Genomic DNA, 14,225 nt, shown 5'->3' with positions numbered 1-14,225 from the left:
GTCTTTCTTTTCAATGCTGACTCTTGCGCCGATCTCAATTTCTGCTTCACTGAAATGAGATCTAGCAAGAACGGGAGACGACAGATTTTATGGAGACGACAGACAAAATTAGGATCGAGCAAGTGAACGAAGCGAAGCAAAGTTCTCTTGATGATCCGATTGCGAATTTCAGCCAAGCCATCTCTGAACTTTCGGCTCACCAATCATTCAATCTGCCAGCAAAACTTCGTGAGCATTTGAGAGCGATGCAGACCTCTTGCCCGATCTGCGCGTCTGACTTCACCCAGAGATCGTCAATCGTCGTCGCTCAGATCGTTCCCGTTGAGCTTGGCGGCCCGGATGACTTCTCGAACTGCTTCCTGTGCTGTGAGCGCTGCAATCGAAGACGCGGCACTTCAGATCTGCTCAGCCTTGGCGAACCGTTCTGCAGCCCAGCTGCTGCCCCACCCCTTCCATCGCACGGCCGCGCCCTGGGCTTTTCTCCAACCGACTTGGTGCAGCGGCGTCTGGAATTGCTAGCTCGCTCTGCCAACCACTGGACGCCTCATACCCGCAATTCGATGAAGTGCACTGTGCTGAGGCACCTGGCCAAGCGTTGGGCTGAGCCACGCTTTCGTGTCTTCGTCCACCATTCGTCTGACCTAGCCCTCATTGGCTTTACCCGGCGCTCCGGTGATGGCGGGAGCCTTGGTATCGCCAAGGTGCTGACCAAGTTTCAGGGTGCCCGCCTAGCGCTGGTGGGAGAAGCCGTGAGGGTCTACCAGGTAGATCCAGGGCGCTTCCTACCCTTGATCTGGTCACTCATCGAGCTCAACGCACTCGTCGTGCCTGTGCCCCTCCCAAGCAATGACGCGGTAGCTCCCGGTAGCGAGTGGCAAGACTTCTGGCCGGACCATGTTCGGTCAGTCGCTGCACTCAGGTCCCGCCTGAGGCCTGGTCATGCCAGCAAGTTCGGTGAGCTCGCCCGCTGCCCTGATGCAACACGCGCGCTATCTAACAAGCCTGACGCACTGCGGAAGCGTCGGAAAAGTGCCGCAAAAGTTGAGACCAACCGCAGCCAGCGGCTCGCTCTCTATCACCAAAATCGGATCAAGGATGCTCTCCAAGACGGCGCTTGCGCCGTCCTGGAGGCTCGGCTAGTAGCACTTCAAGACCTCATAACTTAATTTCGGGAGGCAGTGCATTGGAAAAGACCCTCCCAATCTCATTATTCAATCTTTCTAATAGATCCAGTCGCTTAAACTTGATATGTCCGTTCTTGTTTTTGAATACCTTCAATGAGAAGTAATCATTCCAAGGTGCGTCCTCCCAGCAATTCTGTGTAAGCATCCTAAATGTAGTGATTCGATGATCGAACTCCGGCTTTCCATCAAGTGAGCACATGACCCTTGCCAAATCATCGATAACATTGACACTTGATTGATCAAAGCCACCAGTCCAGTCAGACAACTTAACAATGCACTTTTCCGCGAGATAGTGATGCTCATTGCACTTATAATCACGACTAAGTTCCAAAAAAATATCCCTTAGTCCGTCGTCTCGCATTTGCTCCCGCGATTCATAGTATTCGCGAAAAGTGGCCTCAACATTATCTGAACTGAACTCAGGAACTGGATCATACCCACCCAATCCTCGCGTCCATTCATCGCGCCTTGCATCATTAAGAAACGACCAAAGTCCACTTTGTTCCATCAAGTAGCGCCATGCTGACCGATCAATAGTGTCGATCAGCTCGCTCTCTGTGCGACTGAGATATCGTTTGCCCTCGTGCAATCTCCGATCAAAAAGCTTGCCATCCTTGGCCATTTTTATCGCATCTTCAATTTCATCAAAGCCTCTCCTAATCCTGTTGCAGATCTCGGCCCTGCCTTGGATGTAGCCGGAAAAATCAAGCCCTGGGAGCAACTCATTCATGCTTCCCCCCTTTTTTCAGAGTCAAAATAAGCTTTAGTTCGCCCTTGCAGAAGAGCAGCGGTCGAATTACTCAACATACATGACCTCCTCCAACTCGACAGTCATGGTCATCGACTCCCCAAAAGCATCGTTATCAACTACCGTCACATTGATTTTCACAAGTGCAGTCCCAATTTGGGTATAGAAGGAAAATGAAAGGTCCGCACTCTCATCCGATGTGCATCGAAGCTGCTCAAGAGCTTTCATACTGACAATGATGAAAACCTGCGAATACTCCAACTGAATATCGTCTCCATAAGAATAATTCTGGACCACGTGTGCAAGCTCCACGTCCATCAGAATGTTATTCCTGCCGGTTGAATCAAGTTCACTCAAATTGATGTAGCTCATTAAGCTCTCCACTTATCTGACGCCATGCCAGACTTCGATGAGAACTGTATTTTCATTGGAGGTTTTGGTCCACGTGAAAGGCGTCCCTTTCCATAAATGCTTGTTCAGCATCGGCACCCGGCATAAAAAAGCCCCGCAAAAGCGAGGCTATCAGCTCAGCTGGAAGGCTGAAAAACTACTGTGGCTGCAAATTTCTCGCAGAGATTTGATCAATCCAAGTTGCTTGGGCAATCCCGGCAACTGCTTCAATCGGGCAATCGACATAGCGAACATTGATGTGCTCTGTCCCCTGCTTTTCCAATGTGACCAACCCGAACGGACCATCCACTCCGAAGAGGTGGAAGTCGCCCTGGATAGCACCACACGCTTGGCAACGGTTGACCAGGTAGCGCGTGCCCGATCCCTTCGTCGTCGCCATAAGCATCCAGGGCGCAGCTGCTGAGATGTGCTGCGCGGCTGGAAGGTTGATCGACTCCACAAATCTGAGAACGGCTGCGTCTGCGACGGACAGCTCTTCGTCGTCATCAAAGCGCTCAACGAAGCTTGGCACCCAAAGAGCGCTGACCGATGTCGCTGCCACGCATGTCCAGCACTCGTGATCTGTCGTCAGCACTGCAAAACTGGGGCTTAGGATGACTGAGCTGAGCTCCGGCAACGCCGCTAATACTGCTTTTCGGTCTGGTTCGATCATGTCCCTATCTCCCCTTGGCCAGGGCTTCCCGGGCCTGCCAAGTTTCCACCACAAACAGGCACAAAGAATGAGCTGAGTGGACAACAAGACGTGCGTGCCTTGGAGCGACCTTGTAGGCGCGTTTGTGCTGGCCGTGGGCACTGCCCGCATGCGTTCGATAAGCACCGAGGCCATCAATGATGGAGCTTAGCCCCGACAGCACACGCTTCAAGTCATCGTCTTCCAGCTGCTCAGGCGACAGCTTCAAGTGCTTAGCAACGACAACCCACAGGGGCTTCACTGTCTGACTCGTGGGTAGATCCAGGCGCTCAGTGGCGATGTAGTGCTTACAGAGAGCTTCGACAATGGCGCATGCTGCCGTGACGGCAGCAGCCGGATCACTGTCAATGAATCTCACCGCTCGCTCAAACTCTTCCTCCACCTCTGCGACCGAGAAGTCCTTCAAAGCATCGCCGAACGCCTTGCTTGGAGCTGTGACAGAGTGAGCGCCCAGAATGCGGCCGCCAAATCCATAGGACAGTTGATAGCGAGCAAGAATTTCGTTGATTCGCTTGCGAGCAGTGAGCTCTTTGTCGGGGTCCCAGGTCGAGACCTCACCATCCATCAGCGTTTCAATGAGCTTGCCAAGGATCGTGAAGGCCTTAGAGACATCCTCCTTCCCTTCTCTCACAAGCCAATTTTGAACCTTATCAACGCAATTTCCCTCAGGAACATCGCCAGAAGCGCCTGCTTCATAAAGCATCGTCTCCAAGCGTCGGTGACTGTAGTAGTAGGAGCCAACGACATCACCAATGGTGGCAGCCAACGGCTTGGGGAACTCTTTCAGCATGACTTGGTCCGGTCAGTAAGGGGTTGGCATGGCCGATAATGCAGCCTGTCCGTAGAGCATAAATGCAGCGCCGAGCGCATAGATCAGCCATCCATATGCTGGGCGCACAAACGCGACAAGAATCAACCCGAAGATCATCGGGATCGCCGTGATCCCGAGGTAGTAGCCCCAAGTTGACGGAATCGTGCTCACCGAACTTGGCGACTCCTGGAACTCCACAAGTAGCCCGAAGGCGAGCCAAGACGCGAGAGGCCCCAAGAACAGAAGAGCTAGCCCGTGCACGAACCGCGTTCGCCTGCGAATTTTAGACTGTGGCATCTAGAGCACCTGCCGATAGACCACACGCTTGTGCTCGTCGTTGGTGTAGCAGACCAGTGATGTCATCTTGCCAAAAACGCCTATCTTTTCTACGTCCCATTCGTTCTTATATTCCGGATAGGTGTGCAGATGCATGGTGTCTCCCTTGACGAAGTCAGGTCGCTCAAAGGTCACACCGTAAGCCATGGCAATCGGGCCGTAATTTTTAGCTTCCTCTACGGCCACTGGACACTTCGAGGGCAACGCATAGCTTGCGTATTGGGAGGAACGCTTAGCGATCTTACGAACATCTTGTGGGGACATGAGCACCGAATACTCGGTGTCTGTCTTCTTCTCAAACAGTTGGGTCTGTCCGTAGACCTCCCGCCTGTTGACTAGCGGCGCACCCTCGACACTAGCCAGGCGGCAAGCCAATGTGCTCTTCAAGGCGGTGAAATCGTAGTCCGTGCAAAAGCTGGGATCCGCTGTATACGCCCCTTGATCAGCATCATATTTGACCTTCGTCGTGAATTCGAAGAGATAGACTTTGCCGGCATCAATGCCAACAGGTAGAGATAGCTCCGCTTTCCGCTTCTCATAGTCCGCGGTGGTTTCGAACTCGCCTTTTGCCACCTGGTTGCGCGCCCGGATGAGTTCCTGGTAGAACCGGATGGGAGGATTCAAACGAACCGTCTCACCATCGAAGGCTTTGCCTACCCAAGGCTCCTCTGTAATGACAATCGGAGGCTTGTTTGCCACGTGACCGGAGGTTGTTGAAGCCGCGTCCTGCTGACAACCTACAAAAAAGACGCATAGTGCGGCCAGGACGGCCGGTGAAATGGTAGAGCGCACGAACTTCCCCTGTTCCCTTGACGACAACCGCATTGTAAGCGCTACGTGAAGACTAGGGGTGTCAGAAAAATCTGACACTCGGCCGATGCACCGTGTGCTAGCTCAAAGACGACGGGAACTGGTGACTCGCGTTACAGATGCCGGACCAAGACTATGCTGGCTTGCAACGCATTCCTTGAAGCTCGGGGGAATTTCCACTGAGTTTGTCTGGAACTCTTTTTGGGTCAACGTAGACTCATCAGCGCCTTTAGTATGTGAGCACCTTTCCACGACACGCCACTGATCCTCCATGTTCTCGTCATCGTATTCGACTCGATCAAGCCGAAGGCTGCTATCTGAGATGATGTATGAAGTTCCGTTCTCATCTGAAATCACAGCTCCGGCCAGACCAAGATGATAGGCGGTTCGGCCGCGTATGCTCTGCAAATCCCAGGCTGGATCTTCTCCATTGGCATATTCAATAAGCTCATCGTTGCCACTACAGTCGTCAAACTCAATCGCGCATGCCCACAGGTTCTCCCACTGTTCTTTATCGTAATCGAATTCAAGGCAGGCTTTCTCGAAAGCAGATCTAATATCTTCCCCCCTAATAATTAACGGGTTTCCATGCCTGTCAGACATGTAGTCAATAGAATTGGTTGGTGATACATCCAGGTTGTGAAGCATATCGGTAGTGAGCATATTCTCCTCATCTCTAAGCTCTATTCGATACGTTACGTCACCAAAGTGATCTAGAGCGTTATCAGAAAAGCACAGTCCACGAATGACATTGTCCTTCGTAAAATCATCTAATGCAATTTTACAAAGATTTTCGCTGTCAGTGCAGTGATATAAAAACATGAGATCTCCTAATTATTTGAACAACCTCATTAAAGCGCAAAACTATTCTTTAGCAATGGTTTTTACCCTTTATTCGCAAGAATTCGCTCGCCATAGGTGGCAGCGCAACGAGCGCTCACGGCGGTAGACTGCTGCACATGCAATGAGTGATCTACGCACCTAATTCAGTCCGCCCAGGAGGGCAGATGTCTGTCATTACAATGATCGCGGGTGCTATCAGCACTGCTTCGCTTGTTGCCTTGATCCACTACGTTTGCAGTGCTCACTTCGAGCCTGAGGCGTTCGTTCGCCGCGCCCACGTCCAATCGGGCATGTCACCCCTAAAGTGGATCTACTTTGGCCTCGCGTGGGTGGGACTTGCGATCATGTTGTATGGAGGCACACAGAGCGCACTCTTCTGGATGCCGGACGACTGGGGCTGGACTGACGAAGAGGGCGACATCCAACCTTTGAAAACCTTCATTGCGGCCGGAGCAGCGGTGCTGCTGACGTTTCCTGCCTTAGGCTTCATCTACCGTGCGGCAGCAGATCGATGGGATGCCATTGAGCGGAAGAGCCCTGGTTCGTGAGCAAGCGACTCGGGCCCGCCCGGGGCGATCAATGATCGCGTGCGAAGCACCCAAGGCGCGGTGGGCCAACGGCCCATGATCCAGGTCAAGCCGCTCGAAGCTCTCGAGCAAACTCCATCTTTGATTTGATGAGCTGCTGGACTTCCCAGCGCCGGCGTTCTTCTCTCTCTACCAGCCTTTGCTTGACCCGTTCAACAGCACGCCATTTATGATCCTCGATGGCTTGACTCTGCAAGAACAAAGAGCCCTTGCCCGAAATCAGAACCGTGTCTCGTCCGTAAACGTTGACTAGGCCTTTGCGTGCCGCTCTGTCAAAAGCATGATCAAAATCAGACTGAGCATACCCCGTTAATTGATGAAGGAATTCAGCTGGAGAGCAAAGACCAAAGCTCTCTTTAGCAGCAAGGCAAACTTGGACATCTGAGATATAAGCGTTCATAAGGTCTCCTGGATTAGACGAATCGGCGGACTGATTTGGTGCCATCGAAGCAGCAGAACTCAACACGAGTCTCAACTTGCTCGTCACTGGTCCGGTTGGTCGTCATCAACCCTTTGAAGCGCTTCCAATAGATCCCCAGTGAAAGCTTGGGAAATCCTAAACCGTCTTTGCCAATACGCTCTCTAAGTTGTTCGGGGGTCGTGATGTCTTTGAGTTTAATTTGAGTATTCATGAGTGATCTCCCTTGATAATTTAAGTAAAAGGCAGATCGCATTTTTGTCAATAGACGCAGTTGTAAAAAAACCGCCTTTCGGCGGTCTTTTTTTTACACATAGCAGTTGAGCTCTCGCTCGGGCTTTTGCCCCAATTGCATATACATCCCTCCTTCTGTATAGATCCAGAGATCGTCGTCTAGAACATTGATAGACGCGGCCTCATCCCAAATAAGCAATTCCCCCTTGATCTTCTCTCCTGTTGAAAGAAAGACCCCTTCTTTAATCGAAATAACTCCGGTCTCACGGGCCTTTCGGATGAGCCTCTGAATTGCGTTGATTTTCATGTGATCTCCTTTTTTGAGTGGATATATTTAGCAAAAGGCAGATCCAACTTTTGTCAAGCTTTTAAGATCGAATTGGCATCCTTAACTGGGTGCGCCGATGCTTGCTGCAATTACAGCTAGCTCCTATGAACGTTGGTGCAGGAAGACCGAGGGCTCTCGCCACCTCACATGATTCATATAGCTCGCAACGGCAGCTCGTCGTGTAATCTGTTTTCTTGACATGCACTTGAGTGAGGTAATGGCAATGCCACTTATGACGTGGCAAGATAGAGGACAATTACGGCTCCAACGTTCATAGAACCCTTAACGCTGGATCTCCAAACCGAGTAAAAGGACGCTACAAATGGCTTCAACCGATAAGAACGAAAACACCGTGGACACTAAGATGCTCTTAAATTCCGCCCTGGAATTAATCCATGAGTGCAGCCCACATGACGCAGTCCAATCAAAGAAATTTACGATTGATACAAAAAACAATAAAGGATATTGCATCGACGATGTTATTTCATTTTACATTTCATTAGACTCAATCTACAGCGGACACAAAAAAATCAGCTCACGATTCAGTAGAGCAACGGCTTTAAAAATCATTGAAAAGGCAATCTTTGATAAAAAAGTTGCGGGAGGTGATTTCTCGGACGCGGGCACGATGGAGCTCCTCAAGGTTTTTACAGATGCCAAGCCAGAGGACGTAAAGGTAATTGCCCCAATATCAGGAATAAGGATTGATTCAGAAGGACCAATATCCATCGGCCCGTTTGAACTTGGCCATTCATCCACACTCAAACTCCCCATAGCAAACGATAATGGCTACTACATAAGCTCGGAAATTAAGGATAGCTATGACAACGAAAAATCAATCTCGATTGCTCATGATGAGTTTCAAGAATTTATCAACTTAATCTTCTTCACTGCCGGCAGGAAAGATGATTCCATGTTTGTCAAAACCGGCCTCCCCTCCTATGGCAGCATCTCACATCAACAGATGTATGTTGAAACAAGCTCCTATCAAATCCTCAAAAAGAATATTGATTTCCCATCCACCTCAATTAAAAACATGATTGTGGAGAAAGTGCCTTTAGACAATGAATTCTTCGCAGCCAATAAGAACTTTGGTGCACTATGGGATCTATATAAAAATAGAAAGGATGGAAAAAAACTCTCTGATTTTGGATCTAGGATTTTGAATTGCTCAATCTCCCTTGGCGAAGCCCTTAAGACCCAAACAGAAAAAGACTCAGTGATCCACACCTGTATTGCCCTGGAAATCTTATTGTCTTACGACGAAGGGAGCCTCTTCCAAAAGAGCATTGGTGATCGCTTGGCGGAAACGTTCGTCTTCATCGTTGCGAAGGACAAAGAATCAAGAATTGAGATGAGCAAACTACTAAAAAAAGTGTATCGAATGAGGTCCGCCCTTGTTCACGGCGGAAATAAGGAGATTGATCAGAGTTATGCCACAATAATTCAATATTCGAGAGCCGCTATCGCTGAGCTGCTAACATCCGACAAGTATAAGGACATCAAGAAAATTGACGATCTGTACGATATGGTGAAAGCCGCGCAGAACTCTTACTAACCATATCCTTTGGGCCACGCAATTTTTCTTGCGTAATTATGGCAAGGCTCATTAGAGCCTCCTGGCCTGGGCCCTTTGAATCGCTGCCGTGCCCTGGCTGTCAGACTTTGCTTGATCAACGCATTGATTGAAGCTTTGTGGGATTTGGACAGTTGAGGCTTGAAGCTCTGTCATCTTTAACTTCGCTTCGACAGCTCTAACCATTGATACTTCTGAATAATCAAGCTCTTCGCACGCCGCATCAACATCAGACACGGGAATTAACAACTCAACAATTTCATGATGCCCCCTGCGAGCGGCACTTTGCAATGCCTCTGAGCCTTCTGCGTTCGGATCTGAGACCGGCAGAAGAATTTTAACAATTTCCTTATATCCGTTATATGCAGCATATCTCAGTGCTTCCGAGTCACTTGCTTTTGGGTCTGAGACAGGCAGAAGCATTTCCACAATTTCCTCATAGCCTCCCCGTGCGGCATATATCAGTGCTTCCGAGTCACTTGCTTTTGGGTCTGAGACAGGCAGAAGCATTTCCACAATTTCCTCATAGCCACCCCCTGCGGCATATATCAGTGCTTCCGAGTCATTTGCTTTTGGATCTGAGACAGGCAAAAGCATTTCCACAATTTCCTCATACCCCCCCCGTGCGGCATGTATCAGTGCTTCCGAGTCATTTGCTTCTGGATCTGAGAAAGGCAGAAGCATTTCAACAATTCTGCCATGCCCTCTATCCGCAGCATATCGTAGTGCCTTCGACCCTCTTGCTTTAGGGTCAGAAACGGGAATGAGACATCTAACGGTTTCGATGTCGCCCTGAGCTGCTGCCATAATCAACTTCTCATCATTATCATTTGTCATAGTGATCTCCTTTTCTCCAGTAAAAGGCTAATCGCATTTTTGTCAATACCCATTGATATAAAAACTTCAACCAATGGCGGCTAAGCAGAGCAAAGACTGTCCTCACAACCGCCGCACCTTAACTTGCGCTTTTGCGATTGGTGTTGCCCGCTCTATGAAATAGGCTTCCAGCCGCCTAGATGCGGCGAACCAAGCTCTCTCCTGGCAATAGCTCACAGCTTCCCCAGGACAGCAGTGCAGATAGAGAAGCCCCATGAGGCCCCCATGCTGCTCCTCCGCAGCGATTGCTGTGGCCCTGCTGTATTCGCTCGGGCTACCTGGCCCCACTCTCCCTGCCCTTGCCCACTCGACCATCCGCAGGATCAGATCAGGGTCTGTGCCTTGCCGTAGATGACACCAGTGTTCGATAGCCTCCGGGTCAGAGAGTGGATAGAGCACCAGAGCGGCTTGGAGTCGAGCGTTCATTGCTGCGACCGCCAAGGCTTTCGAGTCCTGGACCTTGGGGTCAACCTGGGCTAGCAGCTCATGCAACTTAACCAGGTCACCCGTCCTTGCTGCCTCGATGAACTGTTCTTCCGTTGAGCTAGTCACCCGCGTCACCCATGGATCTTGCCTTGGTGACCTTCAAGACCTTCCGCTCGCTCCTCAGCACTTGCGCCCCGTATTCCGCAAGGGCTATCAGCCCGGTGGTCCAAGGCTCGCTAGGGTCTTCCAGGAGCTCCTGGATCGTCGCTTTGAGGCGCGGCGGCACGGTAATCATTGAACGATTTGTGCGAACGCCCTCAGGAGTCCGGTAGTCGCGGAGCCGGGCCGTGCGATGGAACTGCAACTGGGGTTCTGCTCTTTTCCGACTGTGGACAGCCAGGTCAAAGTAGGAATGCCGGCACTCGTGATCCCCTGGCTCCGGTGCAGACCTGAGCTCGACGTTGACCTGCTTCTTGCTGCGATGTCGGGGCTTGTGGATGACATCCAGGGCAGTGTCGAGGTCTGGCATCTTGCTCATAGATCGCCCCAGCTTTGGCTGTCAAAGCCTCTCACTGCACGCGCAATCGCTTTGATGTCCTGCTGAGCGTGGCTGGCTCTCACCCCAGCACGATCAAAGACCGTCTCCCCGTAACCATATGAGGAAGCAAAGATGGCGCGATCCCTCACGATCAGTGCCCCAGCAGGAAGCTGTGCGAAGCGCTGGCGATGCTCTGATCGGTCCGGATTGAAACGGTTGGCCACAATGATGTGAGGCAAGCTTTTCTTGCGCACGAGCTCCATTGTTTTCAAGAACACGACAAAGCTCACTGCATCCAAGAGCGTTGGGATGATGTAGACGTCAGCGTCAGGCAGGAGACCATTCTCAGGAAGCTTTGGGGCGGTGTCGAAGATATGGAAGTCATGCTGTGCCCGTGACTTCACGACACCCACCGTGAAGGCCGTCTCCCCGGCCAGCCTTGACCAGGCGAGGGATGAACCTTGGACGTCCAAGTCAGCGACATAGACGCTGGAACTTGGGTAGGTGCACTGCAAGCAATGAGCGAGATTGAGCGTGAGAGTCGTGCGCCCTACTCCCCCTTTACCGTTCAACATGCATATCTTCATGAGAGCACCGCTTGGACTTGTGATGCGCGCTGACGGTTCCAATGACCCATCATTCGTCTATCTCGATCTTTAGCTCGGTTCTTTAAACGCGATGCTCGCTCTTCTTTTTGGTTCAAATGAACTTGATAAAACTTGACCGTTGTGTCGATGTCATATTTGATTTTCATGCTGATCTCCAATTAGGGTTATTCCCTAGATTGAAGAAAAGGCAGTTCAAACTTTTGTCAATAGTTTTTACTCCAAATACTTGACAAAAGTTCAATCGGCCTCTTAATCAATGAAAGGCACTCAAAGCCCCATCATCTAAAGGAGATCATCATGTTCAAATATCTTTTCAACCACGAAAGCCTTTTAATTTCATTAGGCTCGATGGCAACGCTTACGGTCTTTGCCTTGCTTGGATGCTACGCAGCGCTGTCCGGAATTGGCCGCTTGATCAGTAGTGCCCTGGGAACGGGCGCATGAGACGCCTGATCACATGGCTAGTTCTTATCGCTTGCTTGATGATCGGACTTGACTGCTTCGCGGCGAAGGCTATCGGAAGCATTCGAACGATTGAGTCATCTCTTGCGAGAATTGGATCCAGATAAACTAAAGGCCACTTAGAGTGGCCTTACTCTTGCCGAATTGGAGATATGGAATTCAAAGATCTCTTTCCAGAAGGATCCTCAAATTCAGTGCAGAAACAACAAGCGATTGAGAGACAGAGAACCGCCGACGAACCTCTGCGTAGGGCATGGACGGATGATCCGCAATAAACCTCGCCACCGTAATACGAGTCTCCTTAATTATTTCTCTCCGCATGCAAGCATTAGACTTCGCCGCGATCTGATGCACACGCTGCCTGCTTATTCCAAACATGCGGGCCAGGTCCGAATGTTTCTCCTTTCCATTCTTTAGCCGTGAAACCAATTTCGCTTTCTTGTTCCTAGTCATGCGCTTCATAGTGGGTTGACCCGTTGGTTCCGGGCCTGATCAATCATGTTGCGCTTCCTGGCATGGGCAAGCTTCAATTCGGTAGACTTAGGAATTAACACTACCTTTGTCGCGCCCTTCTCAGCTGTCAGTTTGTCGTCGCCGTTAATGGCCCAGGACTTGACCAAAGGATCGTTACCTGTGCTGACAATGGCCATAGACTTCTTAAGCTCGTAACGAAACTTCTTGAGCTCTTTTTCAGAGCCGCTTAGAACCCGCAACTCATCAACCGAGACGGGATAGATCACTCTGTGAGATGACAAGTAGTCGTGCAGCCAAAGCGCCAGCTGATTTTTTCCGAGTGCGACCTTTCTTTCCAAGTCATTGCAGATGACTTCATTGCCAAGCAGATCCATGACCTTCGGGTTGATTTCGATCTCGAAATGGCCTGTCTTCTCGTGACGCAGCGCTCCAACTAGCATCGTTCCAAAATATCGGTGCGTGTCCGTTTGATACCTGACTGTCGCTCCGACAAGATCTTCAAGCCGCTGGAGAATAAGATCCCTATTCGTGCCACTTCTTGAAGACATGCCAAGCATATCGATGAGACGATCTCCGCTGACTCTCACGACGCATGAGCCCTGCTCTCTCGTTAGCAGCAGAATTGATTGCCACACAATCGCGTGCAGCTGATTCAGTCGTGGCCCTTTGTAAGCAATCTTAGTTCCCAGAACGTGATGCGCGGCTATGCTTCCGGACTCAATCCGCTCACCATTAAACCGTGCCGTCCCGAAAAGTGCAGACCTGACTAACCCCATCGGAACAGGTGCAAGTTGTTTTTTATCTAACATTTTTATCCCCTTATCTGTTCCAACTATCTGTTCCAACCACAAATAAGGCGAATATGATTTTTGTCAATAACGAAAGGTTTAAAAAGTGGAGACAGCGCTTCATTGACACTGCGCAGTTACGCGGACCCGATGCGCACTTGTGCGGACCAAATGCGCACTTACTCGGACCAAATGCGCACTTGTGCGGACCAAATGCGCAGTTACGCGGACCCAATGCCGCCGAAGGCCTTGGCACATAAGGCCTGCGCTCGCTTAAGGCTTTAAGGTATAAAGGTTAAAGGGCGCTTCGCGCTTTTTTCGCTATCGCTCAGGGAAAAATCAAAAGCCAAAAGCAAAGCAGTAATCTCTTGTCACCCCTTCCGCCTGTGCCCCCTGGTAGGGGGCGGCGGGTAAGCCGGGGCTATCGCTCCCCGTGGCAGCTGCGCTGCGGCTTCGCCCGCATGAGCTATGAGGGCCGCTTGGCTCGGCCAGATGGGCGATAGCCCGTTCCACAGCCAGCCCCCTGGGGGGCGTTGGCGCAGGGGGGTTGAAGTCGGGAATGATCTACGTTGTGATCTGCTTGCTCGCTTTGAGCAACAAGGGGATCAAGGATGAAATCACACACCGTATTCGCAGGACTTGTCCTGATGAGCATTGCGCACTCGTCTCATGCCCAGGATCTTGCGAACTTGGCCTTCGATAGGTCCAACGGCTCCGCCAAGGGTTTCTGCGGACCAGGTATCGTCGAATTCACAGGTGTTGATCAAAACGCAACTGATGGCCGCGTCGGGGGATGGAACTACGGTGGCGACATGGCGATTAAGGTCACATCCGGGCGGAAGGTCATCGCCCCTCCCCTGGGCGTTGGACGCATTAGCGCAGCCTGTCTGGAAGAGTCTCGGAGGACTCTGCTTGTCATCGAGGACAAGGCACCCGCCACCCGCTACTTCAAGGCCTATGATGCAGTGAGCCTCACGCCGATCAGTGAGAAGGAAGGATGTGACGCTGCATGCATGGCGCAAGCTGGTGTCAAAGTCCCTCAGAAGCTCGCTTCGTTTGACCCACCCATTGACTGA

Annotated in this window: 20 protein-coding genes; 5 read left to right on the top strand and 15 right to left on the bottom strand. The window is 51.0% G+C overall.

Annotated elements, in window-relative coordinates:
* The first annotated feature begins 122 nt into the window (after positions 1–122).
* On the top strand, positions 123–1,166 hold the full coding sequence (locus tag BCV67_RS19785) for an HNH endonuclease signature motif containing protein (protein ID WP_172837761.1): 1,044 nt from the start codon (positions 123–125) through the stop codon (positions 1,164–1,166).
* Here BCV67_RS19785 and BCV67_RS19780 read toward each other — a convergent pair.
* From BCV67_RS19780 to BCV67_RS20235, 7 genes are all read right to left on the bottom strand, one after another.
* Entirely contained in the window at positions 1,156–1,914 is a 759-nt protein-coding gene (locus BCV67_RS19780) for a DUF4942 domain-containing protein (RefSeq protein ID WP_082746559.1), read from the bottom strand. The genes BCV67_RS19785 and BCV67_RS19780 overlap by 11 nt on opposite strands.
* 66 nt (positions 1,915–1,980) lie before the next feature.
* A complete protein-coding gene (locus BCV67_RS17890) occupies positions 1,981–2,304 on the bottom strand; it encodes a hypothetical protein (RefSeq protein WP_065868166.1) in 324 nt (107 codons plus the stop codon).
* Between the two features lie 175 nt (positions 2,305–2,479).
* Positions 2,480–2,995, bottom strand: coding sequence for a hypothetical protein (locus BCV67_RS17885; RefSeq protein ID WP_062167824.1), 516 nt, complete (start codon positions 2,993–2,995; stop codon positions 2,480–2,482).
* Positions 2,996–2,999: 4 nt separating this feature from the next.
* Complete coding sequence (locus BCV67_RS17880; protein ID WP_062167826.1) at positions 3,000–3,824, bottom strand: abortive infection family protein; 825 nt, start codon at positions 3,822–3,824, stop codon at positions 3,000–3,002.
* A 12-nt stretch (positions 3,825–3,836) separates the two neighbouring features.
* Positions 3,837–4,016 (bottom strand): hypothetical protein, encoded by a 180-nt coding sequence (locus BCV67_RS20240; protein ID WP_154329517.1) that lies wholly within the window; start codon positions 4,014–4,016, stop codon positions 3,837–3,839.
* Positions 4,017–4,142: 126 nt separating this feature from the next.
* Positions 4,143–4,973, bottom strand: a complete 831-nt coding sequence (locus BCV67_RS17870; RefSeq protein ID WP_156455824.1) for a hypothetical protein — start codon at positions 4,971–4,973, stop codon at positions 4,143–4,145.
* 102 nt (positions 4,974–5,075) lie between these two features.
* On the bottom strand, positions 5,076–5,813 hold the full coding sequence (locus tag BCV67_RS20235; RefSeq protein ID WP_154329519.1) for a hypothetical protein: 738 nt from the start codon (positions 5,811–5,813) through the stop codon (positions 5,076–5,078).
* 185 nt (positions 5,814–5,998) lie between these two features.
* Between BCV67_RS20235 and BCV67_RS17860 the strand changes: the two genes are divergently transcribed.
* A complete protein-coding gene (locus BCV67_RS17860; protein WP_062167835.1) occupies positions 5,999–6,382 on the top strand; it encodes a hypothetical protein in 384 nt (127 codons plus the stop codon).
* An 85-nt stretch (positions 6,383–6,467) separates the two neighbouring features.
* On the opposite strand, the gene BCV67_RS20230 is transcribed toward BCV67_RS17860, so the two are convergent.
* The 3 genes from BCV67_RS20230 to BCV67_RS17850 all read right to left on the bottom strand — a co-directional run bounded on the left by BCV67_RS20230 (position 6,468) and on the right by BCV67_RS17850 (position 7,380).
* The gene (locus tag BCV67_RS20230; RefSeq protein WP_154329520.1) at positions 6,468–6,821 is read right to left on the bottom strand and encodes a hypothetical protein; all 354 of its coding nucleotides are present in this window, start codon (positions 6,819–6,821) and stop codon (positions 6,468–6,470) included.
* 13 nt (positions 6,822–6,834) lie between these two features.
* Positions 6,835–7,053, bottom strand: coding sequence for a hypothetical protein (locus tag BCV67_RS17855; RefSeq protein ID WP_062167837.1), 219 nt, complete (start codon positions 7,051–7,053; stop codon positions 6,835–6,837).
* A gap of 93 nt (positions 7,054–7,146) precedes the next feature.
* A complete protein-coding gene (locus tag BCV67_RS17850) occupies positions 7,147–7,380 on the bottom strand; it encodes a hypothetical protein (protein ID WP_062167838.1) in 234 nt (77 codons plus the stop codon).
* A 343-nt stretch (positions 7,381–7,723) separates the two neighbouring features.
* Between BCV67_RS17850 and BCV67_RS17845 the strand changes: the two genes are divergently transcribed.
* On the top strand, positions 7,724–8,959 hold the full coding sequence (locus BCV67_RS17845; protein ID WP_062167840.1) for a HEPN domain-containing protein: 1,236 nt from the start codon (positions 7,724–7,726) through the stop codon (positions 8,957–8,959).
* A gap of 51 nt (positions 8,960–9,010) precedes the next feature.
* On the opposite strand, the gene BCV67_RS19775 is transcribed toward BCV67_RS17845, so the two are convergent.
* The 4 genes from BCV67_RS19775 to BCV67_RS20225 form a co-directional block, all read right to left on the bottom strand.
* On the bottom strand, positions 9,011–9,814 hold the full coding sequence (locus BCV67_RS19775) for an ankyrin repeat domain-containing protein (RefSeq protein ID WP_084743385.1): 804 nt from the start codon (positions 9,812–9,814) through the stop codon (positions 9,011–9,013).
* 583 nt (positions 9,815–10,397) lie between these two features.
* Positions 10,398–10,817, bottom strand: coding sequence for a hypothetical protein (locus tag BCV67_RS17835; protein WP_062167844.1), 420 nt, complete (start codon positions 10,815–10,817; stop codon positions 10,398–10,400).
* Positions 10,814–11,392 carry a ParA family protein gene (locus BCV67_RS17830; protein ID WP_231732366.1) on the bottom strand — a complete coding sequence of 193 codons (579 nt, stop codon included), beginning with the start codon at positions 11,390–11,392 and terminating at the stop codon, positions 10,814–10,816. Before BCV67_RS17830 ends, BCV67_RS17835 begins: the two co-directional genes overlap by 4 nt.
* Positions 11,393–11,400: 8 nt before the next feature.
* Complete coding sequence (locus BCV67_RS20225) at positions 11,401–11,571, bottom strand: hypothetical protein (protein WP_156455826.1); 171 nt, start codon at positions 11,569–11,571, stop codon at positions 11,401–11,403.
* Positions 11,572–11,722: 151 nt separating this feature from the next.
* On the opposite strand from BCV67_RS20225, the gene BCV67_RS20220 reads away from it, so the two are divergent.
* Positions 11,723–11,869, top strand: coding sequence for a hypothetical protein (locus BCV67_RS20220; RefSeq protein WP_156455827.1), 147 nt, complete (start codon positions 11,723–11,725; stop codon positions 11,867–11,869).
* 476 nt (positions 11,870–12,345) lie between these two features.
* Here the strand turns inward: BCV67_RS20220 and BCV67_RS17825 are convergent, their stop codons facing one another.
* Entirely contained in the window at positions 12,346–13,170 is an 825-nt protein-coding gene (locus BCV67_RS17825) for a hypothetical protein (protein ID WP_156455828.1), read from the bottom strand.
* 590 nt (positions 13,171–13,760) lie between these two features.
* Here BCV67_RS17825 and BCV67_RS17820 point away from each other — a divergent pair.
* Positions 13,761–14,225 carry a hypothetical protein gene (locus BCV67_RS17820; protein ID WP_065868161.1) on the top strand — a complete coding sequence of 155 codons (465 nt, stop codon included), beginning with the start codon at positions 13,761–13,763 and terminating at the stop codon, positions 14,223–14,225.

It is taken from the genome of Stenotrophomonas nitritireducens, assembly GCF_001700965.1.
Lineage (GTDB): Bacteria > Pseudomonadota > Gammaproteobacteria > Xanthomonadales > Xanthomonadaceae > Stenotrophomonas > Stenotrophomonas nitritireducens_A.
Note: the sequence above shows the minus strand (reverse complement) of the source record. Positions and strands in the feature narration are given on the sequence as shown.

Coding starts and splice junctions, on each gene's coding strand:
- BCV67_RS19780 (WP_082746559.1), bottom strand. CDS start 1,914: ATGAATGAGTTGCTCCCAGGGCTTGATTTTTCCGGCTACATCCAAGGC.
- BCV67_RS17890 (WP_065868166.1), bottom strand. CDS start 2,304: ATGAGCTACATCAATTTGAGTGAACTTGATTCAACCGGCAGGAATAAC.
- BCV67_RS17885 (WP_062167824.1), bottom strand. CDS start 2,995: ATGATCGAACCAGACCGAAAAGCAGTATTAGCGGCGTTGCCGGAGCTC.
- BCV67_RS17880 (WP_062167826.1), bottom strand. CDS start 3,824: ATGCTGAAAGAGTTCCCCAAGCCGTTGGCTGCCACCATTGGTGATGTC.
- BCV67_RS20235 (WP_154329519.1), bottom strand. CDS start 5,813: ATGTTTTTATATCACTGCACTGACAGCGAAAATCTTTGTAAAATTGCA.
- BCV67_RS17860 (WP_062167835.1), top strand. CDS start 5,999: ATGTCTGTCATTACAATGATCGCGGGTGCTATCAGCACTGCTTCGCTT.
- BCV67_RS20230 (WP_154329520.1), bottom strand. CDS start 6,821: ATGAACGCTTATATCTCAGATGTCCAAGTTTGCCTTGCTGCTAAAGAG.
- BCV67_RS17855 (WP_062167837.1), bottom strand. CDS start 7,053: ATGAATACTCAAATTAAACTCAAAGACATCACGACCCCCGAACAACTT.
- BCV67_RS17850 (WP_062167838.1), bottom strand. CDS start 7,380: ATGAAAATCAACGCAATTCAGAGGCTCATCCGAAAGGCCCGTGAGACC.
- BCV67_RS17845 (WP_062167840.1), top strand. CDS start 7,724: ATGGCTTCAACCGATAAGAACGAAAACACCGTGGACACTAAGATGCTC.
- BCV67_RS19775 (WP_084743385.1), bottom strand. CDS start 9,814: ATGACAAATGATAATGATGAGAAGTTGATTATGGCAGCAGCTCAGGGC.
- BCV67_RS17835 (WP_062167844.1), bottom strand. CDS start 10,817: ATGAGCAAGATGCCAGACCTCGACACTGCCCTGGATGTCATCCACAAG.
- BCV67_RS17830 (WP_231732366.1), bottom strand. CDS start 11,392: ATGTTGAACGGTAAAGGGGGAGTAGGGCGCACGACTCTCACGCTCAAT.
- BCV67_RS20225 (WP_156455826.1), bottom strand. CDS start 11,571: ATGAAAATCAAATATGACATCGACACAACGGTCAAGTTTTATCAAGTT.
- BCV67_RS20220 (WP_156455827.1), top strand. CDS start 11,723: ATGTTCAAATATCTTTTCAACCACGAAAGCCTTTTAATTTCATTAGGC.
- BCV67_RS17825 (WP_156455828.1), bottom strand. CDS start 13,170: ATGTTAGATAAAAAACAACTTGCACCTGTTCCGATGGGGTTAGTCAGG.
- BCV67_RS17820 (WP_065868161.1), top strand. CDS start 13,761: ATGAAATCACACACCGTATTCGCAGGACTTGTCCTGATGAGCATTGCG.